Below are 26,367 nucleotides of genomic sequence, written 5' to 3' on the forward strand. Positions count from 1 at the left end.
CGCGCCGCAGCCCGGTCAGATCCGGCAGCCTCCTCCCGTCCGCAGGCCCGCGCCTGAGACGCCGGACGACTTCTCCGAGCCAGAACATCTTGCGCGGCAACTCGTGGAACGACAGGTCGTCGCCGCCTCCCGCCGCACCGCCCAAACAGGACGGCAAGTTCCTCAACCTCTATGACGACGAGGACGGCCGATGAGCGGGTTCAGCGTCAACCCGGAAGAGCTGACGGAGTACGCCGGCAAGCTCGACGGCCACCGCAGCACGGCGAGCGCGATCAAGGGCCTCGTCGAGAAGGCCGACGTGTCGAACAAGTCGTGGGGTGTCGTCGGTCTGTTCGTCTTCGACAACTACACGAATCTCCTGAACGACCTCAAGGAGACGTTCACGGCCATGGAAGAAGGCCTGCAGTCCGGTGCCGACAAGTTCCGTGACACCGCGCAGGGCTATGCCGACCAGGAAGCGGCCCTGAAGGCGATTCTCGACGGCATCCAGGTCAGCAGGGGGTAGACCGCGTGGCAGAGGAGGAGATCGAGGCCGGCGGGGTCAAGATCACCGTCGGTGAGAAGACCACCGGCCAGAAGGCCGTCGAGGCGATCCCGATCTACGGCAACTTCGCCAAGGCGACCGAAGCGCTGGGCAAGACCGGTGAGACGGGCGGCGCGTCCGCCCTGTCGTCCGAAGGCAGCGCGTTGATCAGCGGGCTGACCGAAGCCGGGCAGGGCCTCGCGATGGACCCGCTCGGCTGGCTGGTCGGGCAAGGGCTCAACTTCCTGATCAGCGTGGTGCAGCCGCTGGAGGACGCCATTCACTTCGTCAGTGGCGACGGCCCCGCGTTGCAGCAGGCCGGCGAGAACTTCGGTGCCATCGCGGCGGGCGTCGCCGAGCTGCGCACCAAGTTCGCCGACGAGCTGCAGAGCACCGTGCAGACCTGGGGCGGCAGCGCTTCCGAGGCCGCGGGCACCAAGCTCGGGGAGTTCGCCCACGGCATCGACGGCGTTGCTGCTCAGGCCGGTGAACTGGCTGAGCTGCTGATGATGTCGTCGATGGTCATGCAGGTCATCGAAGACGTCATCAAGGCGATTCTCACCGAGCTGATCACCTGGCTGATCATGATCTGGATTCCCGCACTCGCCGCCGCAGTGCCGAGTTGCGGTGCTTCCACGGCCGCGGCGGGTGCGGCGACCGGCGTCCGGGTCGCCACCACGGTCGGCAGGGTGTCGCGCATCGTCGCCAAGCTGCGCCAGCTGCTGACCAAGATCATGGACTTCCTGCGGAAGCTGGCGAGCAAGGCCAAGAACCTCGGCACCGGGTTCAAGAAGGCGATGGCGGACAAGAAGGCCGGCGTCGCGCAGGCGGACGCGCGGCTGAAGCCGGTGCTGGACGAGAAGGGGAAGTGGTCTCGGGAGTGGCTGACGGCCTCGCCGCGCGACAAGCTGAACAGCTCTGAGGGCATGGTCGGTGAACGCATGAACCAGGGCTTCTGGAAGTCGATGGGGGATGCGGCCGGGAACGAAGCACTGGCCCAGGGCAATCCCGCGCACGAGAAGGGCCTGCGGAACTCGTCCATCCAGGAGAAGGCCGCCGAGTACGACAAGGTCGGCACCGATCACTCGAAACAACGTATCGAAGGGTTTCTGGACATCTGATCATGGAGCCCTACAAGTGGAAACTCCTGTTGCTGCTGCTGGGCATCGCCCTGTTGTTCTCACCGCTGTGGTGGTGGTCGTGGCGCAAGAACAGGCAGGAAGCGCTTGAGCACGAGGACGTGCTGGCCGAGTTCGCGAACAAGGTCGGCGCGACGGTGACGGATGCGAGCGGCGACGTACTGCCTTGGTCGGCTGATCTCGCATCGCCGTTCTTGGGTGAGCACGACGGCGTCATGGCGTTGATCAGCAGCGCGGGCGGGCCGCAGTTCGACTACGCGCTCGAGTTCGAGCGCAACAGGTGGCGCGTCCGCGTGTGCGAGGCGTCGGTGGAAGTGCGCACCGCGACCACCGCGGCAACACCGTCACGCACCACGAGCACCGCATTGAGGTCGCCACCGCGGACCTGGTGCCGCTCAAGATCGTCGTCGGGCGTTGGGCGGAGGGAAAGCGCTTCAGGAAGTGGGCGGCCCAGGCGCCGCAGACCGTCGCGGGTCAGGAGCAGCCTCTCTGGATGGAGTTGCGCCTGCCCGAGTCGGCCGACCACAAGCACCTCGCGTTCACCAACGATCTGGTCGAGGCGGACGGCGTGCTGAACGCGCAGGTCGTCGCGTGGTTGCAAGCTCACGCCGATGGAGAGCTGTTTCAGCACCTCACCTTCGAGGGCGGAGTCGTCTACACGTCGGCGCACGGGCAGATCGACGGCGAGTCCGTGCTGCGCAGGGTGGACGCGCTCGTCGACCTGCTCGATCGCATGCCAGGCGCGCGGCCGAGGCACCCTGCTGCGACCGTCTGAGCACGGTGGAGGTCCCTGCCTTCCGCGTGGGGACCTCCTCCAGGTCGCCTGGCGGCTTTCGGCACGCAACGGAACCCCGCCGCCAACCGTCCCCTGGTTGTGAGCACCACACCGGAGACCGACGCGCACTCAGGCACACTGCACGACGTGGTCACCACCGAGGTGAAGCCGCAGAAGAGCGGATTCGCCACGTTTCTGCTGGTCGTGTGTGCGATGGCGTTCGTCGCGGCGGCGATGCTCAGGCTGCTCGGCATCGACGGCACCCGGTACATGATCGCCACGACGTCGCTGATCCCGTACATCACCGTCGCAGGGCTGCTCATCGGGCTGTTCGCGCTGTTCCGCAAGAGATGGGTCGTCGGGCTGACGATGACCCTCGTGGCGATCGTGCTCGTGGCGAACGTGGTGCCGCGGGCGTTTCCGGACTCACGGCCGAACGGCGTGGGGCAGCAGGTCAGGCTGATGACCTCGAACCTCCTCACCGGCATCGCGGACGCCGAAGCCATCGTCCGCGAGGTCAAGGCACGCAAGATCGACATCCTGGCCATGCAGGAGCTGACACCGGAGATGGTCCGTGACCTCGAACGAGCGGGTCTCGACCAGGTGCTGCCCAGCCGCGTCTTCCTGGACGAGCCGGGCGGATCGGGCAGCGGCATCGCCTCGAAGTACCCGCTCAGGCAACGGAATCTGACCCCGCCGGGCACGTTGCAGCAGGCCGGCGCACTGGTGGACCTGCCGGGCACGGACATCGAGGTCGTGTCGGTGCACCCGTTGCCGCCGGTCGTCACCGACGGGCCCGAGGCGTGGCAACGAGAACTGGCGGGGCTGCCCAGCCCTGACTCGACCGGCGCGATCAGGGTGCTCGCGGGTGACTTCAACGCGACGCTCGACCACGTCGGACTCACCCGGCTGCTGAACAAGGGGTACGTGGACGCCGCCGACCAGGTCGGCAAGGGGCTGATCCACACGTGGCCGAGCAAGAGCGGGATCTGGCCGCCGCCGGTCACCATCGACCACGTGCTGGTGGACACGCGCTGCCCGGTCGACACGGTGGACGTGTTCGACGTGCCGGGTAGCGATCATCGGGCGGTAGTTGCCCAGTTCGTCGTACCCCGGTAGCCGATCCTCGGTAGACAGGTCGCATGAAGATCCTCGCCATTGCGGCCTTGCTGGGGGGCATGCTTTCGCCCGCTCAGGCCGAGGAACCTGTCAACTGCACACCGCCCGACGACTTCGACATGCGCAACGAGGCGCACTACCAGTTCGCCATGACCTACAAGTCCGAGTGCGCCGCCACCACGAACGGCGAGAAGACCTACCCGGACGTGACCATCTCGACCGACCAGGTGTCGGTCACGGCGTCGACGGCGCTCGCCGGGGCCATCGCCTCGGTGAAGTACCGCGACAAGGAGTACATCGGCAGCGGGGGCCACGGCGCGGCGTTCCAGTGGGCCATCCGCCCGTACGTCCGGCCGACCGGCGCGCCGGACACCGTGCCGCCGGGACCGACCGAGTGCTACAACCCGACGCAGGCAGGCTCGCAGAAGGACGACGACGAAAAGGAGCCGCCCTTCCACGGACCGTCCACCAGCAGGCTGTCGTTGTTCGAGAAGACCAGCAAAACGAGCTACATCGCAACCAGCCGGCTCGCGATGTACGTTCCGGCGTCGCAGAGGTCCAAGTTCCCGGAAGCCCCGTGCACGGGGTCGGACTACCAGGACCTCACTCCCGTCGAGGGTGAAGACCCGAACCCGATGTCCACCGGCCAGTCCCGGTACTGGCTCAGCCCCGATGTCAGCGTGAACGGCAACGTCATCAAGCTCCACGCCGGACTGCACGTCGAGGGCGACGAACCCGAGGCGAACCTGGGGGAGATCCACAGCACGATCGTCGCCTACACCCAGCGCGACTTCACCAAGGAGTACTCGTACGTCGACCGGCGGCTCGTGCCGTTCGATCGCACGAACTGGGATCACAAGAAGAGCCCGTCGTTGCGCTGCACCGAGAACGGCACGCACTGCATGGGCATGTTCCTGAAGAACAGCACGACTCGGGGCGACGCGTACGTCTACCTGGAGAGCAGGGCGCCGGACGAGTACACCGCGTGGGGTGGCTCCTACACCATCGAGGCGACGTTCGTGAGCACGACGAGGGAGCGGCACCTCGACATGTCGGCCTACGCGGTCGTGGGTGACCTGCAGAAGGTCACGGACACGTTCGACCGATTGCTCGGGCCAGTGCGGTAAGCGCTTCGAGGGCGTTCACCGGCAACGAGACGCCCCGGCCGTGCCTGACCTCCGGTTCGCGCGGGTTGATCCTGATCAGCGCACCGGAGGCGGCACTGGCCAGCTCGGCCTGCCGCCGCACGGTCGGCACCGCGCTGCCGGCGCCGATCTCGATCACGACCAGCTTCCGCTGCGAACGCCGCCACTCGGTGAGCGCGTCGAGCTGCGCCTGGCTGCGGTGCGGCACCCAGCCCCAGTCGCCGAACATCAGGATGTTGGGCCTCGCCAGCCCGCCGCAGTTCGGGCACGACGGCAGCGGGTCGACGGCGCGCATCGTCTCCGGATCGACGGCGACGTCGAACGAGCACTCCCAGATGTCGTCCGTGCACGGTTCCACGCACTGGACGTGGTGGATCGAACCGTGGACCTCGGCGACGTCCGCGAAGCCCGCCTTCTGGAACTGGCCGTCCACATTGGACGTGAAGACGCGGGCACCCCAGGAACGCAGGATCGAGAAACCCTCGTGCGGCACGGTCGCGCGGTACAGGCCGAGCCGGTGGCCGTAGAAACCCCACGCCAGCGCGGGATCGTCGGCGAAGTGCACCGGGTCGGCGATCTCCTCGAACTTCAGCCCGAGCCGCTCGTACGGCGGGTACGCCCGCCAGAAGCCCTCGGTGCCGCGGAAGTCGGGAAGACCGGAGTCGACCCCCATGCCGGCACCGGCGCAGACGAGCAACGCGTCCGCGCCGGCGATCAGCTCAGCTGCCTGGTCGTAAGCGTGGTCGAGCGAGGTCACTGCCTGGGCTCACTGCTTGGGCTTGCTGCCCAGCACGACCTCGAACTCCAGCAGGTCGGCGCCGGTCGACACGGGCTTCGCGCGCTCACCGGAGTGCGCTGCCTGACCGGCCTGCCCGTCGCGCCACGCCACGAAGTCCTCGTGCGTCTCCCAGTGCGTGACGACGAAGTAGCGGTCCTCGCCGGCGACCGGGCGCAAGAGCTCGAAGCCGAGGAAACCGGGCTGGTCGTCGACAGCGCCGAGGCGGGCTGCGAAGCGCTTCTCCAGCTCGGGGCCGTTGCCCTCGGGGACTTTGATCGCGTTGATCTTCACGACTGCCATGCGTCCACACTAGCGCCGTGGCCCGAATCCTTGGCGAGCCCTTTCACGCTCAGTAGGACGCCTCGCGGCACCGCCCCCGCGCCCCCATACATCCAGTATGAGGACGCGGGGGGCGGTACCACGATGCGCCCGCCTGACCGCGAAATGGCACGGCAAGTCTTCGGGCCACGGCGCTAGCGCCGCAGTCCGGCAGGCAGCAGGTACTGATCTTGTGGAATGCCCGATCCGCGGAACCACGCGGCGAAGAACCCGTCCAGCTGCTGCCCGGACGCCTGCTTGAAGTGGTTCTCGAACTCCGGCCAGGTGGCGTTCCCGTCGCGGTGCTTGGCCGACCACGACTGCAGGGCCTTGAAGAACACGTCGTCACCGACCTGCTTGCGCAGCGCGTGCATCGCCAAGATGCCCTTGTCGTAGACGCCGCGGAACTCGTTGCCCTTGCCCATGTCGTAGAGCTTCGGCGCCCAGAACGACGACCGGTCGCGCAGCTCCTGGACGCGCTCGCGGTAGCGCTTGTCGAGGTCGGTGCCCTCCTTCTCCGTCCACAGCCACTGCGAGTAGGACGCGAGGCACTCGTTCAGGCAGATGTCCGCCCAGTTCCGCAACGACACGGAGTCGCCGAACCACATGTGGGCGTTCTCGTGCACAACGGTCTCCAGGTCCGCCCACGACGCGTAGATCGGGCGGGTCTGGGTCTCCAGCGAGAACCCGATCTGGTCGGCGACCCAGATGCTGCCTGCAGCGCGCTGCGGGTACGGGCCGAACTTGGTCTCCAGGTACGCGAGGATCTCCGGCAGCTTCGCCTGGATCGGCTTCTTCTGCGCAGACGTGCCGGGCGCGTACGCGTCGAGCACCGGCGTGCCGCTCGGCAGCTTCGAGCGCACCACCTCGAACTTGTCGATGGCCACGGTGGCCACGTAGGTCGCCAGCGGGGTCTCCTCCGACCAGTTGAACGTCGTCCAGCCGCCGTCGCGCGTGACCGGGCCTTCGAGGCCGTTCGAGATCGCCGTCCAGCCGTCGGGGACGCGGGCCGCGAGCTTGAGGGCCGCCTTGTCGCGCGGGGTGTCGTTGGCGGGGAACCACGTCGTCGCGGAGTGCGGCTGGCCTGCGGCGAACGCGCCACCGGTTGACGAGATCTGCCAGCCGCTGCGGCCCAGCGAGGCGTCGTCGATCGTCGTGGGCGCGCCGCCGTAGGTGACGACGGCGGTGAACTGCTTGCCCTTCGCGAGCGGCGCTGCCGGGGTGATCACCAGCTCGTGGTCGCCCTCCTGCACGAACTTCGCAGGCTGGCCGCCGACCTTCACGTCGCTGACCTTCAGGCCCTCCAGGTCCAGGTTGAAGCGCGACAGGTCCTCCGACGTGGTCGCGGTGATCTTCGCGACGCCGTCCAGCCGCTTCGACCCGGGGTCGTAGGTGATCGCGAGGTCGTAGAGCGCGACGTCGTAACCGCTGTTGCCGTCCGTCGGGTAGTAGGCGTCGCCCGCGCCCGCACCGGCCTCCACGGCGGCCTGCGCTGACGTCTCCTGGCGCTGCTGCTGTGCGGGGTCGCCGCCCGGCGTGCGGAACACGACGAGCAGCCCGGCGACGAGCACGATCAACACCAGGGCGATCAGGTACGGGCGGGCCTTCATGCGTTTAATCATCCCTGTGTCTGTGGTGGAGTTCGGCGGAACCGGACAAGGCGTGCTGCTGCTGCACGGTCTGATGAGCAGGGCCGCCGCCTGGTGGCCGGTCGCCCAGTGGCTCAGGCCGTTCGGTCGCGTGGTCGCTGTCGACCAGCGCGGGCACGGCCGCAACCCGCAGCGGGGACCGTTTCGCACCGAGGACTTCGTCCGCGATGCCGCTGCCGCCATCGAGGACCTCGACCTCGGGCCCGCTGTCGTGATCGGGCACTCCATGGGCGGGCTGCACGCGTGGTGTCTCGCGGCGACCCGTCCGGACCTGGTCCGGGCGATTGTGGTCGAGGACTTCGCCCCGGACAACAGGGGCAGGACGGTCGACGAGTGGAAATGGCTCTTCGACGCCTGGCCGGTGCCGTTCCAGTCGGTCGCGCACGTGACGTCGTTCTTCGGTGATCCGGTGTTCGCCGAGTACTTCGAGGAACGCGAGGACGGCTGGCACCTGATCGCGTCACTGGACGACCTCTACGAGATCGCGGCCGAGTGGGGCACGCGGGCGTACTGGGACCTCATCGACGAGGTCCGGTGCCCGTCGCTCGTCATCGAGGCGGGTCGGGGCGGCCAGCTACCAGGGCAGATGGTGGAGGCGGCGCGGCGTTCCCGCGGCCAGTACCTGTACGTGCCGGAAGCCGGCCACGTCGTGCACGCCAGCGCGCCGTGGGTCTACCGGGGAGCCGTGGAGGCCTTCTTGAGCACGTCGATCTCGCCGGTCTGAGTGTCGACGATCGACACCTCGCGCACCTTCGCGCGGATCGGCGCCACCGGGAACACCTTCGCGAACGCCGCCTTGGTCGCCTCGTCGTCGAGGCCCTGGGCGAGCGTGCAGTGGGGGATCCAGTTGCCAGGGAGGTAGTAGGCGTTCGGGTTCTTGACCTTGCTCGCGAGCACGTCGTGGATCGCCGAGTGGACGGCCAGCAGCTCGGTGTCGACGACCGCAGCGAGCATCAGCACGTTTTCGGTGGTGGAGAACGTCCCGAGCGTGTGCAACCACAGGTCCGGCATCCACAGCCGTTCGAGGTCCTCGCGCAGCTCCTTGCGGACCTTGGGGCCGATGGTGCTGGCTACGGCGTAGGTGAGGTGCGGCGGATACGTGTGCTTCACGCCGGCAGCCCGCCACAGCTCGCGGATCTTCGCGTCCGCCTCGTCGTCGAAGAACGCCACCAGCGCGTGCATCAGTGCTCTCCCGGTAGCGCGAACAGGCCGTTTCGCGTCTGCTCGACCAAACCGTCGTCGAGCAGCGAGACCAGGCACTTCTCTCGTTGCGTGATGTCGTTCCAGACGATGTCGAGCTGCGCCTTGGGCACCGGTCCTGGCGCGCCACGCAGCACGTCCAGCAGCTTGCCCCGCACCTGGCGATCGGTGCCCGCGAACTGCTGCACCTTCTTCGCCGGCCCCGCATAGGCAGGCCGCCCGGCCAGCTGCCAAGCACATTCGGCGTACAAAGGGCAGTCGGCGCACTTCTGGTTCTTGGCCGTGCAGATCAACGCCCCGAGCTCCATCAACGCCGCCGAGAACACAGCGGCGTCGTCCTGGGCCTCCGGCAGGATCGCCTCGACGTCCCGAAGATCGCGCTTGGTCGACGGCGGCCCGGCGTCACCGGCACCGTGCACCGCGCGCGCAACGACCCGGCGGACGTTCGTGTCGACAACAGCGCACTTCTGCCCGTACGCGAACGTGGCCACCGCACGAGCCGTGTAGCTGCCAATGCCGGGCAACGACTCCAGCGTCTCGACGTCCGACGGCACGACATCGCCGTGATCCCTGGCGATCGCGGAAGCAGCCTCGTGCAGCCGCAAAGCGCGGCGGGGGTAGCCGAGCTTGCCCCACATGCGCAGCACTTCACCCTGGGAGGCCGCAGCCATCGCACTGGGCACGGGCCAGCGCGAAAGCCACTCGTGCCAGATCGGTTCGACGCGGGCGACCGGCGTCTGCTGCAGCATGATCTCGCTGACCAGCACGCCCCAGGCGGTGCACGAGGGACGGCGCCACGGCAGGTCGCGGGCGGCGGTGTCCCACCAGCCCAGCAGCAACTCGTGATTCATCGAGCGCCATTCTCGCCCAGAGGGCCCTTCCCGTTGCCAGGAAGGGCCCTCTCGCAAGCAAATCAGGCGGCTTGGGCGTCGGCGGCGTCGACCTCGCGCAGCTCACCGGTGTGCACGTCGTAGACGAACCCGCGGATCTTGTTCGTGTGCGGGATGAACGGGCTGCGGCGCAGGCGGGCCATCGATCCGCGCACGCTCTGCTCGACCTGCTTGAACGCCTCGACGGCCCAGGTCGGGCGCAGGCCGGTGTCGGCTTCCAGCTCGTCCTTGAAGTCGTCCTCGGTCACCAACTCGAGGCCGCAGTTCGTGTGGTGCACGAGCAGCACCTCGCGCGTGCCCAGTTTGCGCTGGCTCAGCGCGAGCGATCGGATGGCGTCGTCGGTGACGACACCTCCCGCGTTGCGCAGCACGTGTGCCTCGCCCTGCCTCAGCCCGAAGATCTCGAACACGCGGATGCGTGAGTCCATGCAGGTCAGGATGGCCACCTGCAGGGACGGCTTCGGGGAAGAACGGTCTCCGGGAATCACGTTCCCGAGCTCGTAGTTCCGCTTGAGCAGTTCGTCGATCGCGGTCATGACACCCTCCATGGCCTACCGGCGGACCCCGCACCGATTGGAACCGGAGTTAGCACACGTTCACAAGGGGTTTCAGACCAATATCACGTTCACCAGATCGAGCGATGCTCGCCTACGACTGGATTCCACCTGGTCCGGCTACGTTCGGGCCGTGATCGAGCCCACAGGACCCCTCTCGTCCACGGTGTACTGGCGCCGCCGCCTCGCCGCGATCGGGGCCGCGCTGGTCACACTGCTGCTCGTGATCTGGATCGTCGGGATGTTCGGTTCGAACGACGAGCCCGCCCAGCCGACGAACGCGGCCGCGGCGTCGTCCTCCAACCCGCCGCCCAGCATGTCCGAGATGGCCGCCGCGTCGTCTTCCTCGACCACCCCGCCGCCCTCGCCGACGGAGACCACGCCTCCGCCTCCGCCTCCCGGACCGCCGCAGCCCTGCCCGGACGACGTGATCGGGGTCGTGGCGAAGGCGAACAAACCCTTCTACACCGTCGGCGACCAGCCGGAACTGTCGATGGACGTGGTCAACAACGGGCCGGTGCCGTGCATCAGGGACATCGGGCGCCAGCACCGCGAGCTGACGGTGCTGACCGCCGACGGCGCGACGCTGCTGTGGTCCAGCAACCACTGCCTGTCGACGGCGGGCACGGAGGTGCGGGTGATGCAGCCGAAGGAAGCCTTCAACTACGGCACGAAGTGGGTGGGCTCCACCTCGAAGCCTGGGTGCGGCGCGCACACCCGGCTCGGGCCGGGTGACTACCTGCTGGTGGCGAAGCTGGCCGGAAAGGCCAGCTCACCCGTGGTGTTCAGGCTGGAGTGGTAGCACTCACGGTCCGAACCAACGCTCCTCGGCACCACCGCGCGGCGCCGCCGACGTCTTGCCGATGATCAGCTCCGTGGCGAGGTTGACCGAACGCGGCCGCGTCCGCTCGCTCGCGTCGAGCAGGAGCTTGCCCGCCGCGCGGCCCTTCTCCAGCACCGGCTGACGGACCGTGGTGAGTCCGGCCTCCTCGCCGGGACGGATGCCGTCGAACCCGGTCACGGTGATGTCGTGCGGCACGCGCAGGCCACGCCGGGCGGCCTCGGTCAGCGCGCCCAGCGCCAGCACGTCCGAGGTGCAGATCAACGCTGTGATCTGCGGGTCCTTGTCGAGCACCTGGGCCGCGCCGGACGCGCCGGAGGCCATGTTGTGGTCGAAGCGCTCGACCACGGGCACCTGCGACCAGTCGACGCCGGCCTCGCTGAACGCCTCTGCCAGGCCGGACAGGCGGTTGCGCTGCACGTGGAAGTGCGCGGCGTGCTGGCGGTCCGGGGTCACGAAGCCGTCGTTGCGGTCGCGTGCGAGACGCATGCACACGACGCCGACCCTTCGATGCCCGAGCGAGATCAGGTGCTTCGCGAGCTCGTACATCGCGCCGCGGTCGTCGATGCCGACCCTGTCCACGGTGCCGAGGTCCGGCTGGTCGCAGACGACTGTGGGCACCGGGCGCTCCAGCACGGCGGCGAGGTGCGGGTCGTCGTCCGGGACCGAGTAGACGACGAAGCCGTCGACGCCGGCGCGGTGGACGGACGCGACGTCCTCACGTTCGGGATTGGCGGGAACCAGCAACAGGCCCGTGCCCGCGTCCTCACACGCGAGCGCGAGGCCCTCGAGGAAGCCGATCGCGGCGGGGTCGCGGAACGCGTAGGAGAGGTTCTCTGTGAGCAACAGGCCCACCGCCCCGGCCTTGCGCGTGCGCAACGAGCGCGCCACAGGATCCGGGCCGGGATAACCCAGCCTTCGGGCCGTGTCCAACACCCGGCGACGCAGCTCGGGCGAGAGCTGGTCGGGCCGGTTGTAGGCGTTGGACACCGTTGTCCGGGAAACGCCCAGCTCAGCGGCCAGAGAGGCCAACGTTGCCGGACGTCGCACATGCATCGACCGCGCCATGAAAGGACCGTAACGGTTCAGAACCAATTCGTGAAGCGAGGGTGACCTGTGTCCCTCAAATGACGCATCCGCGCAGGTTGACCCATCTGCCTTGTTCAGAAGTTGGTCCAGACCAATGGGCGTCTCACTTCGGGGGCGCTGTCGACTCCCTCACGACGAGCCGCGGCCGGAACACGCGGGTGTAGTTGTCCCTGTCCTGCCTGCGGCGATCCGGATCCAGGCGCTGCACGAGCTCGTCGATCGCCGCCGCCGCCATCTCCTCGATCGGCTGCGCGAGGGTCGTCAAAGCGGGCGACGAATAGGCGGCCAATGGGATGTTGTCGAACCCGACGACGGACAGGTTCTCCGGTATCGAAATCCCCCGTTGGTGTGCCTCGCGCATGGCCCCGAGCGCCATGTGGTCCGACGAGCAGATCACCGCGGTCGGCGTCACCGTGTCGAGCAGCTGCGCCACCGCCTGGGCACCGCCCTCCGCGCTGAACGACGCGTGCGCGACGTACTCGGAACCCGCCGGCAGGTGGTTCTCCTCCAGGGCAGCGGCCCAGCCGGCGCGCTTCAGCCGTGAGGGGAGAGATCGCGCCGGACCCGAGACGAACCCGATCCGCTCGTGTCCCAGTTCGATCAGGTGCTTGGTGGCCGTGTAGCCCGCGACCTGCTCGTCCACCGTCACGTCGGGCACGTCCAACGCGGGCGTGGCACCGTTCAGGAAGACCATGTGGACGCCGTCGGCGACGAGCTTCGCGTAGTAGCTCGGGCGTGGCGCCTGACCGAGCGGCACCTCGACGTTGGTGATCTCCGGTGACACGAACACCATGCCCTCGACCCCGCGGGCCAGGAGCATCCGGACGTACTCCTCCTCGCCCATCGGAGCGCCGCTGCGGGTGTTGCACAGCAGCGACGAGTAGCCGAGGCGCGCGGCCCGCGTCTCCAGTGCTTCGGCGAACGCGGGGAAGACCGGGTTCGAGAGCTCCGGCACGAGCAGGCCGATCACGCCGGTGCGTTGCAACGCACCGAGGCCACGCGGGGTGTACGGCATCTCCGCAAGGACCGACAGCACGCGCTGCCGTGTCTCCTCGTTGACGCCCGCCCGCCGGTTCAGCACGCGGCTCACCGTCGAGATGGACACCCCGGCTGCCCTGGCGATCTCGGACAGTCCGGACACGTTGCCTCCCTGGTCAGCTTGGGTCGGCGCAAGCCTGCCGCGTTCGGAAAAATTTTGCAACGCGCGTTTGCAAGACGGTGCCGTTACGGCTTGGTTACGGTCAATGCCTTGACCTGACCATGGTTCGGGTAGTGAAATCGCCCGCAACATTCTCGCAAAAACTTGCAAGACGCCCCATCTCGCCAGGAGATGAGGCCCAGCTGGAGGGAACGGCAGCAACGATGCGACGGACAACCCTCGTGACCGCCATGGCGACGGGTGTCGCCCTCGTACTGACCGCCTGTGGAGGCGGTGGTTCGAGCACCAGCGGAACCGACTCGGGCGAAGTGACCTTCTGGGACACCAGTGGCCCCAACGAGAGCCCCGTGTTCACCAAGATCGCGAACGACTGCGCCTCGAAGGGCGGCTACAAGGTCAAGGCCGAGACCGTCGCGTTCGACCAGGCGCTGAACAACTACAAGACCGCGGCGCAGGGCGGTCAGGGCCCCGACGTGTTCCGCTCCGAGGTCGCCTGGGTGCCGCAGCTGGCCAAGAACGGCCTCATCACCGACCTGAGCGACACCGACCTCGCGAAGGACACCGGCGACTTCCTCGAGGTCCCGCTGGGCTCCACGAAGTACGACGGCAAGACCTACGGCGTCCCGCAGGTCACCGACTCGCTCGCCCTGCTCTACAACAAGAAGAAGCTCGCCGACGCCGGCGTCGAGCCGCCCAAGACCTGGGACGAGCTGAAGGCCGCCGCCGCCAAGCTGGGCGGCGAGAAGTCGTTCTTCCTCAACAACGACGCGTATTACGCGCTGCCGTTCATCTACGGCGCCGGCGGCGACCTGGTCGACGCGAACGCCAAGAAGATCGTGGTCAACTCCGCGGACAACGTGAAGGCGCTGCAGACCGCCAAGGGCCTGCTCGACGCCAAGGCCGCGACGACCGCGCTCGACCCGACGAACTCCTACGCGAACATGCAGGCCGCGTTCTCGTCCGGTGACGCTGCCATGGTCATCAACGGCCCGTGGGCCGTCGCCGACTACCTCAAGGGCACCGCGTTCACCGACAAGGCGAACCTCGGCATCGCGCCGGTTCCCGGTGACTCCGCGGGCAAGGGCAGCGCGCCGGTCGGTGGCCACGACTACGTGATCCGCCAGGGCACCAAGGCCAAGCAGTCCTCGATCAAGTTCATCCAGTGCATGAGCTCGACCGAGTCGCAGGCGCAGGTCGCCAAGGAGCTCGGCCTGCTGCCGACCCGCAAGTCCGCGTACTCCAACGCCGACGTGAAGGCCAACGCCGTCGTGTCCGCGTTCGAGCCGGTCGCCAAGGCCGCGCACGCCCGTCCGTGGATCCCGGAGGGCGGCCAGCTGTTCGACCCGCTGAAGATCGCCTACGCCGACGTCCTCGCCGGCAAGAAGGAGGCCAAGGCGGCGCTCGACGAGGTCGCGAAGGCCTACAAGGACACCGTCGTTCCCGAGTACTCGATCGGCTGATTCCTGACCGGGTGGCCGGGGCACTGCCCCGGCCACCCTTCGTCTGGAAGGGAGAGATTCGGTGCGCCGGTTCTTGGAACGGCACTGGTACGCGTACGCGATGGTCCTGCCTGTCGTGGTGGTCATCGCAGTGTTGGTGCTCTACCCGCTCGCTCAGGGCGTGTTCTTCACCTTCACCAACATCAACGAGGCCAACATCGCGAACCCGGTGCTCGACCGGCCGGCGACGTATGAAGGCGTTGGTTTCAAGAACTACCTGAACGTGCTGTCCGGAGACGCCTCGTACGGCGCGTTCTGGGGCACGCTGGTCCGCACGATCATCTGGACCTTCGGCTGCGTGTTCTTCCACTACACGATCGGCCTCGGGCTGGCGTTGCTGCTCAACCGCGAGGTGAAGGGCCGCACGCTTTACCGCGTCCTGCTGATCCTTCCGTGGGCGGTGCCCGCGTTCATCAGCGCGTTCGCGTGGAAGTACATGTTCAATGCGCAGTACGGGATCATCAACCAGCTGCTGCGCTCGGTCGGCCTGCCCGACCCGGTGTGGCTCGGCCAGTCCGACTGGGCGCTGTTCGCCGTGATCGTCGTCAACGTCTGGCTGGGCGTGCCGTTCATGATGGTGGCGCTGCTCGGCGGCCTGCAGTCGATTCCGGGCGACCTCTACGAGGCGGCCGAGATGGACGGCGCCACGCCGTGGCAGCGGTTCCGGAACGTGACGCTGCCCGGCCTGCGCTCGGTGTCGTCGACGGTGATCCTGCTGGGCATCATCTGGACGTTCAACATGTTCCCGGTGATCTACCTGATCGCCGGCCCGAACCCGAACACGCGCATCCTCGTCACGTACGCGTTCGAGCGCTTCTTCTCCGGCGCCTCACGTGACTACGCGGTCGCGTCGACCTACGGCGTGCTCATCCTCTCCGTGTTGTTGGTCTTCGCGTCGGTCTACCGCCGTGCGCTGCGCAAGCAAGGCGAGGTGTGGTGATGACGCTCGACGCTTCTTCGCTTCAGGTGGTGCGCGCCACCGACCGTCGTCTCAAGCGCAGCGACCGTTCCGCGCTGGCGTCCGTTGGCCTGCACGCCGGGTTGATCATCGCTTCCCTGGTGGCGGTGTTCCCGGTTTTCTGGGTGCTCGTCACGTCTTTCAAGCCGGACGCGCGTGCGGTCGAGACGTCGCCCAAGCTGTTCAACGAGTCCTCTTTGGACAACTACACGCGGATTCTGGGCGGGGAGAAGGGCGCTTTCCTCACCTGGTTCGGCAACTCGGTGCTGATCGCGTTGCTGACGACGGTCATCGCGGTGTTCCTGTCCGCGACGACGGGCTACGCGGCGTCGCGCTTCCGGTTCCCCGGCAAGCGATCGCTGATGATGTCGTTCCTGGTCGTGCAGATGTTCCCGTTCGCGGTGCTGATCGTGCCGCTGTACAACATCCTGATCGCACTGGGGCTGCAGGGAACCTCGATCGGCCTCGTGCTCGTGTACTGCACGACAGCGGTGCCGTTCTGCACCTACATGCTCAAGGGCTACTTCGACACGATCCCGACGGACATCGACGAAGCCGGCCGGGTGGACGGCCTTTCGCCGTTCGGCGTGTTCTGGCGGTTGATCATGCCGCTGGCCAAGCCAGGTCTTGCGGTCACGTCGTTCTACGCGTTTTTGACCGCGTGGGGTGAGGTCGCGTTCGCGTCGGCGTTCCTGTCCGCGGCGGACGAGTCGAAGACGCTTGCCGTCGGGCTGCAGGTGTTCGTGCAGCAGAACAGGACGGAGTGGGGCCATCTGGCCGCCGCCTCCATCCTGGTCGCCATCCCCGCTGTCATCGTGTTCTACCTGGTGCAGCGCTTCCTGGTGACCGGGCTGTCGTCCGGCGCCGTCAAGGGTTAGACGGTCTCCCGCACCGGCCGATACCGCACGTCCACCTCGGAGTGGGGGTCGTCGGTGTCGAGCCGGTGCAGGTGGATCGGCGCCCCACCGGGGTTGTCGTAGAGCCTGAGGCCATCGCCGAGCAGCACGGGCGCGATGTGCAGGGCGATCTCGTCGAGCAGTCCTCGTTCGATCAGCTGACGGGCGATGGTCGGCGAGAAGACCTCGAGGTCCTTGCCATCCGCCGCCTCGAGCCCGATCCGTACCGCCTCGGCCACGTCGCAGGTCAGAAACGTGACACCGTCCGCCTGGGCTGCGTCCTCGGGGTGGTGGGTCAGGATGAAGAGCTTGCCGACGAACTGGCCGCCGTACGCGGCGCTGGGATCCGGGACGGCGTCCCACCCCTTCCTGCCGCCGAGGATGGCACCCGTGCGCTCGGCATAGGAGTTGACGAGTTCGGGCTGGTCGGTCGTGTGGGCCAGCCAGCCGAAGCCGTTGCTCGCGTCCGCTACAAAGCCGTCCAGTGACATCGAGAAATGCACTCGCACGTGGCCCATCGGTGTCCTCCCGCGTTCGGTGTTTGGAGGGGTAGACCGGTGCACCCCGGAGAACTCATCGGCGGAGAACTCATCGATCGTCGTAGCGCACCCTCGCCTCGTCCACCTTGGCCAGGTTGCGCTTCGACCAGTCGGCGAGGTTGTGGAAGATCGGCGCGAGACTGCGCCCCAGCTCGCTGATCTCGTACTCCACCCGTGGCGGAACCTCCGGGTGGTAGGTCCTGGTGACCAGTCCGTCGCGCTCCATCTGACGCAGCCGCTGGGTGAGGACCTTCGGCGTGATCGTGCCGATCCGCCGTTCCAGCTCGACGAACCGCTGCCGGCCGTACTCGTTCAGCGTCCACAGGATCGGCGTCGTCCAGCGGCTGAAGACCAGGTCGACCACGGGCGCGATGGGGCAGGCGAGCTCCGGTACCGGCGTCATGGATAGTCACTTTCCTCTAGGTACCTACTAACTTCATGATGTTAGCTTTCCTCGCGATACCGAATCAACGACGAGGAGCTGCTCGTGATCGTGGTGACCGGGGCGACCGGCAACGTGGGACGTCCGCTGATGGACCTGTTGGGGGACAAGGCGATCGGCGTGTCACGACCGCAGGTGGATCTCGCGCGTCCGTCTACTTTGGAACCCGCCGTTGCCGGGGCTGAGGCGTTGTTCCTGCTGTTCGCTGGTGATCTCTTGGGGCCGGACACGAACATCGCCGACGTGCTGGACGTCGCGAAGGCCGGTGGCGTCCGGCGCGTGGTGCTGCTGTCCTCTCAGGGCGCCGGCACGCGGCCGGGCATGGTGCCGCACTCGCGGTTGGCGGGGTTCGAGGAGGCCGTCCGGCAGTCGAGTCTGGAGTGGACGATCCTGCGGCCGAACGGGTTCTTCACCAACACCTACGCGTGGGTTCAGCCGATCCGTGAGCACGGGGTGGCCGCGGCGCCGTTCGCGGACGTGGCTCTGCCGTTCATCGACCCGGCGGACATCGCGGCTGTGGCGGCTGTCGCGCTCGAGGGTGGCCATGAGGGGCGCACGTATGAACTGACTGGTCCGGAGGCCATGACTCCACGGCAACGAGCGGAAGCGCTTTCGTTGGCCACGGGGCGCGGGATTCGGTTTGTCGAGCAGTCCGTTGAGGAGGCCCGGGAGCAGATGCTGCAGTTCATGCCTCCGCCCGTTGTGGACGGAACGCTGACCGTTCTCGGATCGCCCACGGCGGAGGAACAGCAGGTCAGTGGTCATGTGGGGCAGGTGACGGGACGTGCGGCCACCCGTTTCGCCGACTGGGCTGCCCGCAACGCGAAAGCCTTCTGAACGTAAGCGCTTACGTCTGTTCCCGTAAGCGCTTGCAATCAATAGCGTCGCGCCCAGACAACGTGAAAGGTGCATCACATGGCTGAGGTGTCCTACGTCAAGGCGTCGCGGGTGTTCTCCGGCAACCCGCCGTCCGCGCGGTCGACGAGCTGTCGCTCGAGGTGTCCGACGGCGAGTTCCTGGTGCTGGTCGGCCCGTCCGGTTCCGGCAAGTCGACGGCGCTGCGCATGCTCGCCGGCCTCGAGGACGTTGACGAGGGCGCCATCCAGATCGGTGGCAAGGACGTCACGAACGTGCCGCCGAAGGGCCGGGACATCGCCATGGTGTTCCAGTCGTACGCGCTGTACCCGCACATGACGGTCGCGGAGAACATGGGCTTCGCGCTCAAGCTCCGCGGTGTCAACAAGACCGAGATCAAGGCGAAGGTCGAAGAGGCCGCCAAGATGCTCGACCTCACCAAGTACCTGGAGCGCAAGCCGAAGGCGCTGTCCGGTGGTCAGCGTCAGCGTGTCGCCATGGGTCGCGCCATCGTGCGTGAGCCGTCCGTGTTCCTCATGGACGAGCCGCTGTCCAACCTGGACGCGAAGCTCCGCGTCGAGACCCGTGCGAACATCGCTGCCCTGCAGCAGCGCCTGGGCACGACGACGATCTACGTCACGCACGACCAGGTCGAGGCCATGACGATGGGCCACCGCGTCGCGGTGCTCAAGGACGGTCTGCTGCAGCAGTGCGACACGCCTCGCGCGCTGTACGACCGCCCGGCCAACGCGTTCGTCGCCGGCTTCATCGGCTCGCCCGCCATGAACCTCAAGACGGTGCCGATCACGTCGGAGGGCGCGAAGCTCGACGGCGTCATCGTGCCGCTGAGCCGGGAAGCGCTCGACGCCGCCGGTGGTCTGGACGAGGTCACCTTCGGCATCCGGCCCGAGGCGCTCGGCATCGTGCCGTCGGGTGAAGAGGGCATGGAGATGACGGTCGAGCTGGTCGAGGAGCTCGGTGCCGACGCGCTCGTGCACGGTGCCGTGAAGATCGGCGACGCGTCGCAGCGCTTCGTGGTCCGCGTCGACGGCCGCACGCCGCCGACCCTGGGCCAGCACGTCAAGGTCGCGGTGCGCGACCACACCGAGATTCACCTGTTCCACCCCGAGTCGGGCGAGCGCCTGGAGGCGTGACTCACACGCGAAAGCCCCCGGCGTGACCGTCGGGGGCTTTTTCGTGTCGTAAACTGAACTCGACAACGGTTTCCATTACCTGATCGAGGGATGGTGTGATGACTCTCCGCAACGCTCTGGTTGGCGCTCTCGCCGTGGCGAGCCTGGCCGCCTGCGGCACGAGCACGCCGTCCGCGGACAACGGAAAGATCCAGGTCGTCGCTTCCACGAACGTGTGGGGCAGCGTGATCAAGGCCGTCGGCGGCGACGCCGTCGACGTCAAGGCGCTGCTCGACGACCCGAGCGCCGACCCGCACTCGTACGAGAGCAAGCCCGCGGACGCCGCCCTGGTCAAGGACGCCAAGCTGGTCGTGTTCAACGGCGGCGGCTACGACGACTTCTTCGCCAAGCTGATCACCAGCGACACGCAGAAGAAGATCGAGGCGTTCCCGCTGCGCGAGGACGACCACGCCGAGCCCTCGAGCACTGCCCCCACGAGCCCGGCTCCCACGAGCAGTGCGGCTCCTGACGCCGACGGCCACGAGCACGGCGAGAACGAGCACGTCTGGTACGACCTGCACACCGTGCGCGCGGTGGCCGAGGCGGCCGCGAACGAGCTGGGTGCCATCGCGCCGGACAAGAAGACGACCTTCGAGAGCAACACCCAGAAGTTCACCGCTGCCCTGGAAGACCTCGGGAAGAAGGTCGACGGCATCGGCAAGGGCAAGAAGGTCGCCGCGACGGAGCCGATCGCGCACTACCTGCTCGACGAGACCGGCGCCGAGGACATCACGCCGGAGGCGTTCAGCAAGGCGATCGAGGAGGAGGCGGACGTGCCCGCGGCCGCGCTCGCGGAGATGAACCAGCTGGTCGAGGGCAAGCAGATCAACGTGCTGGTCAACAACACGCAGACCGAGAACCAGGTCACGAAGGGTCTGGTCGAGAAGGCCAAGGCCGCGAACGTGCCGGTCGTCGCCGTCACCGAGACGTTGCCGGAAGGCGTGACCGACTACCTTGACTGGATGAGCAAGCAGGTGGACGCGCTTTCGCAGGCGCTCAAGGCATGACCGCGATCTCGCTGCGCGGGGCCCGGCTGTCCTACGGGGACAGAGTGCTGTGGGACGGGCTCGACCTCGACGTCGAGCCCGGAGAGTTCCTCGCCGTCCTGGGACCGAACGGTTCCGGCAAGACCAGCCTGATGAGGGTGCTGCTGGGACTGCAGCCGCTGTCCTCCGGCACGGTCTCGGTCGCCGGCGGCAACCACGCCATCGGGTACATCCCGCAGCAGCGAGCGCTCGACCAGTCCATGACCTTGCGCGGCCGGGACCTCGTCGGTCTCGGCCTCGACGGGGACCGCTGGGGCCTCGGCCTGCGCAACCGGCACGAACGACGGGTTCGCGTCAACGCGGCCATCGAGTCCGTTGGCGCCACCCCCTACGCGGACAAGCCGATCGGCCTGCTGTCCGGTGGCGAGCAGCAACGGCTGCGCGTCGCGCAGGCGCTCGTCGGCGATCCGACCGTGATGCTCTGCGACGAACCGCTGCTCTCGCTGGACCTCGCGAACCAGCGCGTGGTCAGCGAACTGATCGACAAGCGCCGCCGCGAGGCGAACACGGCAGTGCTTTTCGTGACGCACGAACTGAACCCGGTGCTGCCGCTGGTCGACCGGGTGCTCTACCTCGTCGGCGGACGGTTCCGCGTCGGCACTCCGGAAGAGGTCATGAACTCCCGGACGCTGTCCGAGCTGTACCGGACGCCGGTCGAGGTCGTGCGGCTGCGCGACCAGATCCTGGTGATCGGTGCCGGGGCCTGTGAGGAGCAGACGCACCACCTGACGGCGGAGGCCGCGTCGTGACGCTCTTCGATCTGCTCGAGCTCGACTTCGTGCAGACCGCGTTGATCGCGGCCGCCGTGCTGGGGCTCGTCGCCGGGGTGCTCGGGCCGTTCATCGTGACCCGCAAGATGGCGTTCGCCGTGCACGGCACGAGCGAGCTCGCTTTCACGGGTGGTGCGGCTGCACTGCTGCTCGGCATCGGCGTTGGGTACGGCGCTTTGGCCGGGTCGATCATCGCCGCGGTGCTGCTCGGGGTGTTGTCGCGGCGGGAGAGTGATCGGGACTCGGTTATCGGGGCGATCCTCGCGTTCGGGCTCGGCATGGGGATCCTGATGCTCGCCCTCTACAAAGGACGGTCGGCCAACAAGTTCGGGCTGTTGACCGGGCAGATCGTGGGGGTGGACTCCACTGATCTGAAGCTGCTGGTTGTGTCGTCTGTCGCTGTGCTGGCCGTGCTGGCGTTCATCTATCGGCCGTTGTTCTTCGCTTCTGTGGATCCTGATGTGGCTGTGTCGCGTGGGGTTCCGGTTCGTGGGCTGTCGATCGTGTTCGCCGTGCTGGTTGGGGTTGCTACCGCGCTGTCGGTTCAGGTTGTCGGGGCGTTGCTGGTGCTGGCGTTGATGATCACGCCGGCTGCTGCTGCCATGCGGATCACCGCTTCGCCGTTGCGGGCCACTGTGTTGTCGGTGGTTTTTGCCGAGGTGGCGGCTGTTGGGGGGATCCTGTTGTCGCTTCAGCCTGGGTTGCCTGTGTCTGCTCTCGTTACTGCGGTCAGCTTTGTGATCTACCTCGTTTGTCGTGGGGTTGGGGCTGTTCAGCGTCGTTCTGGTTGAGGCGCGTGGGTTGGGTGGGCCGTCTCCCTGTTTCGGTTGGCGGGTGCCGGTTTCGTGTCCTAGGTGGTCGCGTTGCGTTTTTGAGCTGGCGGTTGCTTGCGTTTTCTGGGGCGCTGCCCCAGACCCCGCCAATCTGATCAAAGACCTGTCCAGCGCCGCGCGTGGGTTGATGACACGCCTGTTGCGTTGGGCGGCTTGCTGTTGCGTAGGTGTTTGGGGTGACGGGACCACCCCACCTGCTGGGTGTGTGAAGTGCTGCTCGGCTTCGCCTTCGCGGTTGGCTCGGCTGCGCCGTCGCGTCGCCTCGCCTGCGGCGTCGGCTGGGTTAGGCCGTGCGGGAGGTGATCGGCTTGGTGATGTCGTCCTGGCGGGGGGCTGGCATCAGGCGCGGCGGGATGTCCAGGCCTGCTACTCGGACCTGGTTGCGGCCGTTTTCCTTGGCCTTGTACAGGGCCGCGTCTGCCGAGTGCTGGGCCGTGGCCATGTCCGGGCCGTTGTCCGGGATCACGGCTACGCCGATGGAGGCTGAGATCGCCTGCAGTTCCACGCCCTCGGGTTCTGGCGGCTGGATTTCGCGGCCGTAGAGAGTGACGACGTTGCGGTGCTTGTCCGTTGTGGGGACGGCCAGGGAGCCGATGGCCTCGCGGATGCGTTCGGCGATCGTCACGCCCTGGGCTACCGGGGTGTCCTTCAGGGCTACGACGAACTCTTCGCCGCCGTCGCGGCCCGCTACGTCGCCGGGGCGGAGCTTTTCCCTCAGGATTCGGCCTACTTCGGCCAGGACTGCGTTGCCTGCCGGGTGGCCCCACGTGTCGTTGATGCGCTTGAAGTGGTCCAGGTCGATCACCAGGACGGTCATCGGTTCGCCGTCCAGGCGGCAGCGTTCGGCCAGGCGGCCTGCGTATTCGGTCAGGCCGTTCGTGTTCAGCAGGCCGGTTCGGTAGTCGGTGTGGGCGTCGGCGGCCAGGCGCTGGTGGAGTTGCTCCTGCTCGCGCAGCAAGCGCTCCAGGTGGGTGCGGCGTTCTGCTGCCCTCGACAGCAGGGCGTTCACGAGGATCACCGGGACCACGACGAGCAGTGGGCCCACCCAGTGGGACGTCATGAGCATGCCGAGCATGGCGCCGGCGCCGAGGGTGCTCATTTCGAGCATGTTGTCGACCTTGGAGCCCAGGAATTCCAGGACCTTCGAGTTCGGGGTCACGATCTTGAAGGCGACCGCGACGGTCATCACCTGCACGAACCAGTAGAGGACGGCGGCGATGGCCAGGACCAGGACCAGGCCCAGGTCTGTCGGGACGTTTCCTGTGGCTGCCAGGGAGACACCCGACAGGTGGACCAGTGCCCACGACAGGAGGGTGGAGGCCAGCATGGAGGCGGTGCCGAAGACGAAGCGGTACGGCTGGCGGCGGGCGATGGGCTGGATGAGGATGCGCATCCAGATCGTGGCGATGACTGCCAGACCGCCCGGAAGGGCCACGGCTGCGGCGAAGGTCCAGACCGAGGTCAGGTCGATGTGGGGGCCTGAGGCCTCGTTGCGGCGGGCTTCTTCCGCTCTGCGGACGATGGTCAGGTGAATCGTGATCGCGGCGATGAGCGCGCCGAAGCGCAGCCAGTCGGAGGTCGAGACCGAAGTCAGCTTCGTCAGCAGCCAGATGGAGGCGACGGCTACGGCCGCTTCGAGCACGAAAAAGTACGCGATCGCACTAGGCGCAACGGTCCAAAGGTCCCAGTTGCGAATCGGAGTCAAGCCGAGTGCCCGCGATCGCCTGCGATCAGTCAAACTGTTCTTCACCACGACCCCCTACGCTCATGGCACATCATGAGCAAAGCTGCCGCTGACCAGGTCGTAGACCACCCGCGCTGCTGCTTGTCGCAACGAGGAGGTGTCCTTCCATGTGCAACCGTGACTTCTGAACGCCGCCTCTCCTCGACTGGACTTCAATCGTGCACCTCGATCGTCATGGTGCCTCTAAGACGGATATCGCTATTGGTGACCGTTCTGTTTCAGATTGCCACCGCCTTCGTGTCGTTGTGACCGCGCGCACGTCGCCAGGCGAAGGTGGCCTGCGTCGCCAGCAGCAGTCCGATACCGCCCGCTCCCGCGATCGTGGCTGTGACCGATCCGATCGAATGGGCGACGACACCGGCCAGCGCCATTCCTCCGCCCTGGCTCGAGCGCAACGCCGCGCGCCCAATGCCATAAGCCCTTCCGCGGTACTGGTCGGGTAGCAGCCTCATCCACGCCGAACGAGCGGGCGTGTGATAAGCCCCGCCTATACCGGCAATGACCAACAAAACGATCGTCCACGTCAGGTTCGGGTTGAACGCGAACATGATCAACGGGGCCAGCGACAGGATCGCCAGCGGGCCGATCAGTCGTTCTCGCTTCGCCGGATCCCGCACGAGGCGGAAGAGCAACGCCACACCCAGAACGTTCGCCGCGGGTTCGATGGCGAGGATCAGGCCGACCGCCCACACCGCGTTCAGGCTCACCGCGAGCGGCACCGCGAGTCCCTCGGGGACCATCGCGAGGCCCGCGAGCAGCCGGACACCGAGCAGCGTCCTCAACCGCGGGTCGGACACCATCAGGGTCAGTGCGCCGCGTGGCTCGTCGTCCTTCTTCTTGCGGCCCAGCGGATCCGCGGCGGGACGGTGCTTCACGGACGTCTGCACCAAGATCGCCAGGACGGCGAACGTGGCCGCGTTGATCGCGAGCGCCAGTCCTGGGCTGCTGTGGGCGACGAGGAAGCCGGCGGCGGCGAGGCCTGCCATCTGAGCTATGTCGACGGACGTGCCGAAGAGTGCCACGCCGTCGTCGTAGCGCTTCGGCGGCAGCACGTGCGGGAGGCTCGCCTCCTGGGCCGCGAGGTACGGCGAGGAGATGGCCAGCACCACCACGAGCAGGACGATCATCGCCCACAGGGGCATGCCGGGAATGGCCATCGTGGCCATCAGCACTGCCTGCAACCAGGCCGTCGTGACCATTACCGTGCGTCGCGGGAACCGGTCGGCGACCCAGCCGAGCAACGGGCCCGAAATCAGCGGCGGGAAGAGCGTCAGCGACCAGGTGAGGGCGGTCCAGGCAGCGGATTGTGTTCGTTCGAATACGAGCAGTGACAATGCGACCGCTGCGAGTTGGTCACCGGCCGTCGAGGCGGTCGAACCGATCCACATGGCGCGGAACTCGCGCAAAGCCAGGAGCTCGCGGAGGGCGCCGCGGGTCGTCATGGGCGACCTCGGCGGGCCGCGCGGCGCGCGCGGCGAATCAGCACGTCCTGATTCGCTCTACGCCGAGTCACGTCGCCCCCGCCGGTGGTAATCAATTTCTATCGACAATCACGGTAGAAGCTGCCTGACCGTTCAACGTCTGTCCTACCACAGTGTGTACCTAAACGGAGCAGGCCAGTTACCTAAAGTAGTTACAATAGCGAAACGTGGAGCTGATCTTCTTCACAGTTGACCTCGGGATCGCCTGATTGGACCCCAAATGGTCACGCCGTGTGTCGGCTGGTGCCAAACGGGTGTCACGTGCTCGGCCAAGCGGTGCAACCCGGATCCGACTCCTGCCCGGCAGAACCGTTAATTGGCGAACGGTATGACGGTACCCGCGCCCGGGAGTGGCGCGGAATAGGCCACGCCGTTTGTCATCGCGCTCAGTCGCAAACCCTTGGCAGGAGCGGAGACCGCCGTTTCCTGGCCCCGCGGAACTGAACCGGTTTCGCGGGCCAGGAAAACGATCACTAACGTCGGCGAATGGATGCCTTTAGCGTCGCGAAGTAGCCGATAACGTCAGGCGTGGTCAGCCCTTGGCGGCGATCCGGCGGCGGCGCGCGACCTCGGCCAGCACGACACCGGCCGCGACGGACGCGTTGAGCGACTCGACGCCGGTGGCCATCGGGATCGACACGGTCTGGTCGCACGTCTCCTTGACCAGACGCCCGAGGCCACGGCCTTCCGAGCCCACGACGACGACCAGCGGTCCCGTCGCGAGGTCCAGACCGTCGACGTCCACGTCGCCGTCCGCGTCCAGGCCCACGATCATCAGGCCGGCCTCTGCCCAGTCGCGCAACGTGCGGGTGAGGTTCGTGGCCATCGCGATCGGCAGCTTGGCCGCCGTTCCCGCGCTGGTCCGCCACGCCACCGCCGTCATCGACGCGCTGCGCCGCTGCGGCACCACCACGCCGTGGGCGCCGAGACCG

The 26,367-nt window shown here is 67.3% G+C and carries 27 protein-coding genes and 1 pseudogene; 15 read left to right on the forward strand and 13 right to left on the reverse strand.

Features of this window, described 5'->3' with window-relative positions; translation table 11 throughout:
- Positions 1–190: 190 nt before the first annotated feature.
- The 5 genes from FXN61_RS28430 (at position 191) to FXN61_RS28450 (ending at position 4,683) form a co-directional block, all read left to right on the forward strand.
- The gene (locus FXN61_RS28430; protein WP_167977077.1) at positions 191–505 is read left to right on the forward strand and encodes a WXG100 family type VII secretion target; all 315 of its coding nucleotides are present in this window, start codon (positions 191–193) and stop codon (positions 503–505) included.
- A gap of 5 nt (positions 506–510) precedes the next feature.
- Complete coding sequence (locus FXN61_RS28435) at positions 511–1,644, forward strand: WXG100 family type VII secretion target (protein ID WP_167977078.1); 1,134 nt, start codon at positions 511–513, stop codon at positions 1,642–1,644.
- Positions 1,645–1,942: 298 nt separating this feature from the next.
- The gene (locus FXN61_RS28440; protein WP_167977079.1) at positions 1,943–2,437 is read left to right on the forward strand and encodes a hypothetical protein; all 495 of its coding nucleotides are present in this window, start codon (positions 1,943–1,945) and stop codon (positions 2,435–2,437) included.
- A 99-nt stretch (positions 2,438–2,536) separates the two neighbouring features.
- Positions 2,537–3,556, forward strand: coding sequence for an endonuclease/exonuclease/phosphatase family protein (locus FXN61_RS28445; protein WP_312878055.1), 1,020 nt, complete (start codon positions 2,537–2,539; stop codon positions 3,554–3,556).
- Positions 3,557–3,579: 23 nt separating this feature from the next.
- Positions 3,580–4,683 carry a hypothetical protein gene (locus FXN61_RS28450; RefSeq protein WP_167977080.1) on the forward strand — a complete coding sequence of 368 codons (1,104 nt, stop codon included), beginning with the start codon at positions 3,580–3,582 and terminating at the stop codon, positions 4,681–4,683.
- Here FXN61_RS28450 and FXN61_RS28455 read toward each other — a convergent pair.
- The 3 genes from FXN61_RS28455 to FXN61_RS28465 form a co-directional block, all read right to left on the reverse strand.
- Positions 4,643–5,458 carry an SIR2 family NAD-dependent protein deacylase gene (locus tag FXN61_RS28455; RefSeq protein ID WP_312878056.1) on the reverse strand — a complete coding sequence of 272 codons (816 nt, stop codon included), beginning with the start codon at positions 5,456–5,458 and terminating at the stop codon, positions 4,643–4,645. The two genes, FXN61_RS28450 and FXN61_RS28455, sit on opposite strands and share 41 nt — an antisense overlap.
- A gap of 9 nt (positions 5,459–5,467) precedes the next feature.
- Positions 5,468–5,779 carry an antibiotic biosynthesis monooxygenase family protein gene (locus tag FXN61_RS28460; RefSeq protein WP_167977081.1) on the reverse strand — a complete coding sequence of 104 codons (312 nt, stop codon included), beginning with the start codon at positions 5,777–5,779 and terminating at the stop codon, positions 5,468–5,470.
- 173 nt (positions 5,780–5,952) lie between these two features.
- The gene (locus FXN61_RS28465) at positions 5,953–7,419 is read right to left on the reverse strand and encodes a M1 family metallopeptidase (protein ID WP_246292122.1); all 1,467 of its coding nucleotides are present in this window, start codon (positions 7,417–7,419) and stop codon (positions 5,953–5,955) included.
- On the opposite strand from FXN61_RS28465, the gene FXN61_RS28470 reads away from it, so the two are divergent.
- Positions 7,406–8,170, forward strand: a complete 765-nt coding sequence (locus FXN61_RS28470; protein WP_188135569.1) for an alpha/beta fold hydrolase — start codon at positions 7,406–7,408, stop codon at positions 8,168–8,170. The genes FXN61_RS28465 and FXN61_RS28470 overlap by 14 nt on opposite strands.
- Here the strand turns inward: FXN61_RS28470 and FXN61_RS28475 are convergent.
- The 3 genes from FXN61_RS28475 to FXN61_RS28485 form a co-directional block, all read right to left on the reverse strand.
- Complete coding sequence (locus tag FXN61_RS28475; protein WP_188135570.1) at positions 8,119–8,628, reverse strand: 2'-5' RNA ligase family protein; 510 nt, start codon at positions 8,626–8,628, stop codon at positions 8,119–8,121. The two genes, FXN61_RS28470 and FXN61_RS28475, sit on opposite strands and share 52 nt — an antisense overlap.
- Positions 8,628–9,497 carry an HhH-GPD family protein gene (locus FXN61_RS28480; protein WP_167977083.1) on the reverse strand — a complete coding sequence of 290 codons (870 nt, stop codon included), beginning with the start codon at positions 9,495–9,497 and terminating at the stop codon, positions 8,628–8,630. Before FXN61_RS28480 ends, FXN61_RS28475 begins: the two co-directional genes overlap by 1 nt.
- Before the next feature lie 62 nt (positions 9,498–9,559).
- Positions 9,560–10,072: a beta-class carbonic anhydrase gene (locus tag FXN61_RS28485; RefSeq protein ID WP_167977084.1), complete on the reverse strand. Its 513-nt coding sequence runs from the start codon at positions 10,070–10,072 to the stop codon at positions 9,560–9,562.
- Between the two features lie 151 nt (positions 10,073–10,223).
- Here FXN61_RS28485 and FXN61_RS28490 point away from each other — a divergent pair, with 151 nt between their 5' ends.
- Positions 10,224–10,892, forward strand: a complete 669-nt coding sequence (locus tag FXN61_RS28490) for a hypothetical protein (protein WP_167977085.1) — start codon at positions 10,224–10,226, stop codon at positions 10,890–10,892.
- Between the two features lie 3 nt (positions 10,893–10,895).
- Here the strand turns inward: FXN61_RS28490 and FXN61_RS28495 are convergent, their stop codons facing one another.
- Both FXN61_RS28495 and FXN61_RS28500 read right to left on the reverse strand, forming a co-directional pair.
- Entirely contained in the window at positions 10,896–11,999 is a 1,104-nt protein-coding gene (locus FXN61_RS28495) for a LacI family DNA-binding transcriptional regulator (RefSeq protein WP_167977086.1), read from the reverse strand.
- A gap of 124 nt (positions 12,000–12,123) precedes the next feature.
- Positions 12,124–13,161 carry a LacI family DNA-binding transcriptional regulator gene (locus FXN61_RS28500; protein WP_167977087.1) on the reverse strand — a complete coding sequence of 346 codons (1,038 nt, stop codon included), beginning with the start codon at positions 13,159–13,161 and terminating at the stop codon, positions 12,124–12,126.
- Positions 13,162–13,382: 221 nt separating this feature from the next.
- On the opposite strand from FXN61_RS28500, the gene FXN61_RS28505 reads away from it, so the two are divergent.
- The 3 genes from FXN61_RS28505 (at position 13,383) to FXN61_RS28515 (ending at position 16,514) form a co-directional block, all read left to right on the forward strand.
- Positions 13,383–14,639, forward strand: coding sequence for an extracellular solute-binding protein (locus FXN61_RS28505; protein ID WP_167977088.1), 1,257 nt, complete (start codon positions 13,383–13,385; stop codon positions 14,637–14,639).
- A gap of 61 nt (positions 14,640–14,700) precedes the next feature.
- On the forward strand, positions 14,701–15,618 hold the full coding sequence (locus tag FXN61_RS28510) for a carbohydrate ABC transporter permease (protein ID WP_376770759.1): 918 nt from the start codon (positions 14,701–14,703) through the stop codon (positions 15,616–15,618).
- Positions 15,618–16,514, forward strand: coding sequence for a sugar ABC transporter permease (locus FXN61_RS28515; RefSeq protein ID WP_167977089.1), 897 nt, complete (start codon positions 15,618–15,620; stop codon positions 16,512–16,514). Before FXN61_RS28510 ends, FXN61_RS28515 begins: the two co-directional genes overlap by 1 nt.
- Here the strand turns inward: FXN61_RS28515 and FXN61_RS28520 are convergent.
- Together FXN61_RS28520 and FXN61_RS28525 are read right to left on the reverse strand one after the other, a co-directional pair.
- Entirely contained in the window at positions 16,511–17,050 is a 540-nt protein-coding gene (locus FXN61_RS28520) for a dihydrofolate reductase family protein (RefSeq protein ID WP_167977090.1), read from the reverse strand. The genes FXN61_RS28515 and FXN61_RS28520 overlap by 4 nt on opposite strands.
- A 70-nt stretch (positions 17,051–17,120) precedes the next feature.
- Positions 17,121–17,474: a winged helix-turn-helix transcriptional regulator gene (locus FXN61_RS28525; RefSeq protein WP_167977091.1), complete on the reverse strand. Its 354-nt coding sequence runs from the start codon at positions 17,472–17,474 to the stop codon at positions 17,121–17,123.
- An 84-nt stretch (positions 17,475–17,558) separates the two neighbouring features.
- Between FXN61_RS28525 and FXN61_RS28530 the strand changes: the two genes are divergently transcribed.
- From FXN61_RS28530 to FXN61_RS28550, 5 genes and pseudogenes are all read left to right on the forward strand, one after another.
- Positions 17,559–18,350 (forward strand): NAD(P)H-binding protein, encoded by a 792-nt coding sequence (locus tag FXN61_RS28530; RefSeq protein ID WP_167977092.1) that lies wholly within the window; start codon positions 17,559–17,561, stop codon positions 18,348–18,350.
- 78 nt (positions 18,351–18,428) lie between these two features.
- Positions 18,429–19,522: pseudogene (locus tag FXN61_RS28535) on the forward strand (ABC transporter ATP-binding protein).
- Between the two features lie 98 nt (positions 19,523–19,620).
- Positions 19,621–20,568 (forward strand): metal ABC transporter solute-binding protein, Zn/Mn family, encoded by a 948-nt coding sequence (locus FXN61_RS28540; RefSeq protein ID WP_167977093.1) that lies wholly within the window; start codon positions 19,621–19,623, stop codon positions 20,566–20,568.
- The gene (locus FXN61_RS28545; RefSeq protein ID WP_167977094.1) at positions 20,565–21,356 is read left to right on the forward strand and encodes a metal ABC transporter ATP-binding protein; all 792 of its coding nucleotides are present in this window, start codon (positions 20,565–20,567) and stop codon (positions 21,354–21,356) included. Before FXN61_RS28540 ends, FXN61_RS28545 begins: the two co-directional genes overlap by 4 nt.
- Positions 21,353–22,168 (forward strand): metal ABC transporter permease, encoded by an 816-nt coding sequence (locus tag FXN61_RS28550; RefSeq protein WP_167977095.1) that lies wholly within the window; start codon positions 21,353–21,355, stop codon positions 22,166–22,168. Before FXN61_RS28545 ends, FXN61_RS28550 begins: the two co-directional genes overlap by 4 nt.
- A 325-nt stretch (positions 22,169–22,493) precedes the next feature.
- Here FXN61_RS28550 and FXN61_RS28555 read toward each other — a convergent pair whose 3' ends face one another.
- The 3 genes from FXN61_RS28555 to FXN61_RS28565 form a co-directional block, all read right to left on the reverse strand.
- On the reverse strand, positions 22,494–23,852 hold the full coding sequence (locus tag FXN61_RS28555; RefSeq protein WP_312878057.1) for a GGDEF domain-containing protein: 1,359 nt from the start codon (positions 23,850–23,852) through the stop codon (positions 22,494–22,496).
- Positions 23,853–24,172: 320 nt separating this feature from the next.
- Positions 24,173–25,396 (reverse strand): MFS transporter, encoded by a 1,224-nt coding sequence (locus tag FXN61_RS28560; protein WP_167977097.1) that lies wholly within the window; start codon positions 25,394–25,396, stop codon positions 24,173–24,175.
- Positions 25,397–25,967: 571 nt separating this feature from the next.
- The coding region (locus tag FXN61_RS28565; protein WP_167977098.1) for a 23S rRNA (guanosine(2251)-2'-O)-methyltransferase RlmB at positions 25,968–26,367 on the reverse strand (400 nt) is incomplete at its 5' end.

The organism is Lentzea indica, from assembly GCF_012184385.1.
Classification (GTDB): domain Bacteria; phylum Actinomycetota; class Actinomycetes; order Mycobacteriales; family Pseudonocardiaceae; genus Lentzea; species Lentzea indica.

What these genes read in the sequence shown, in the direction of transcription:
- FXN61_RS28430 (WP_167977077.1), top strand. Translation starts at nt 191, where the DNA reads ATGAGCGGGTTCAGCGTCAACCCGGAAGAGCTGACGGAGTACGCCGGC.
- FXN61_RS28450 (WP_167977080.1), top strand. Translation starts at nt 3,580, where the DNA reads ATGAAGATCCTCGCCATTGCGGCCTTGCTGGGGGGCATGCTTTCGCCC.
- FXN61_RS28460 (WP_167977081.1), bottom strand. Translation starts at nt 5,779, where the DNA reads ATGGCAGTCGTGAAGATCAACGCGATCAAAGTCCCCGAGGGCAACGGC.
- FXN61_RS28470 (WP_188135569.1), top strand. Translation starts at nt 7,406, where the DNA reads ATGCGTTTAATCATCCCTGTGTCTGTGGTGGAGTTCGGCGGAACCGGA.
- FXN61_RS28465 (WP_246292122.1), bottom strand. Translation starts at nt 7,419, where the DNA reads ATGATTAAACGCATGAAGGCCCGCCCGTACCTGATCGCCCTGGTGTTG.
- FXN61_RS28475 (WP_188135570.1), bottom strand. Translation starts at nt 8,628, where the DNA reads ATGCACGCGCTGGTGGCGTTCTTCGACGACGAGGCGGACGCGAAGATC.
- FXN61_RS28480 (WP_167977083.1), bottom strand. Translation starts at nt 9,497, where the DNA reads ATGAATCACGAGTTGCTGCTGGGCTGGTGGGACACCGCCGCCCGCGAC.
- FXN61_RS28485 (WP_167977084.1), bottom strand. Translation starts at nt 10,072, where the DNA reads ATGACCGCGATCGACGAACTGCTCAAGCGGAACTACGAGCTCGGGAAC.
- FXN61_RS28495 (WP_167977086.1), bottom strand. Translation starts at nt 11,999, where the DNA reads ATGGCGCGGTCGATGCATGTGCGACGTCCGGCAACGTTGGCCTCTCTG.
- FXN61_RS28505 (WP_167977088.1), top strand. Translation starts at nt 13,383, where the DNA reads ATGCGACGGACAACCCTCGTGACCGCCATGGCGACGGGTGTCGCCCTC.
- FXN61_RS28515 (WP_167977089.1), top strand. Translation starts at nt 15,618, where the DNA reads ATGACGCTCGACGCTTCTTCGCTTCAGGTGGTGCGCGCCACCGACCGT.
- FXN61_RS28520 (WP_167977090.1), bottom strand. Translation starts at nt 17,050, where the DNA reads ATGGGCCACGTGCGAGTGCATTTCTCGATGTCACTGGACGGCTTTGTA.
- FXN61_RS28525 (WP_167977091.1), bottom strand. Translation starts at nt 17,474, where the DNA reads ATGACGCCGGTACCGGAGCTCGCCTGCCCCATCGCGCCCGTGGTCGAC.
- FXN61_RS28540 (WP_167977093.1), top strand. Translation starts at nt 19,621, where the DNA reads ATGACTCTCCGCAACGCTCTGGTTGGCGCTCTCGCCGTGGCGAGCCTG.
- FXN61_RS28545 (WP_167977094.1), top strand. Translation starts at nt 20,565, where the DNA reads ATGACCGCGATCTCGCTGCGCGGGGCCCGGCTGTCCTACGGGGACAGA.
- FXN61_RS28560 (WP_167977097.1), bottom strand. Translation starts at nt 25,396, where the DNA reads ATGACGACCCGCGGCGCCCTCCGCGAGCTCCTGGCTTTGCGCGAGTTC.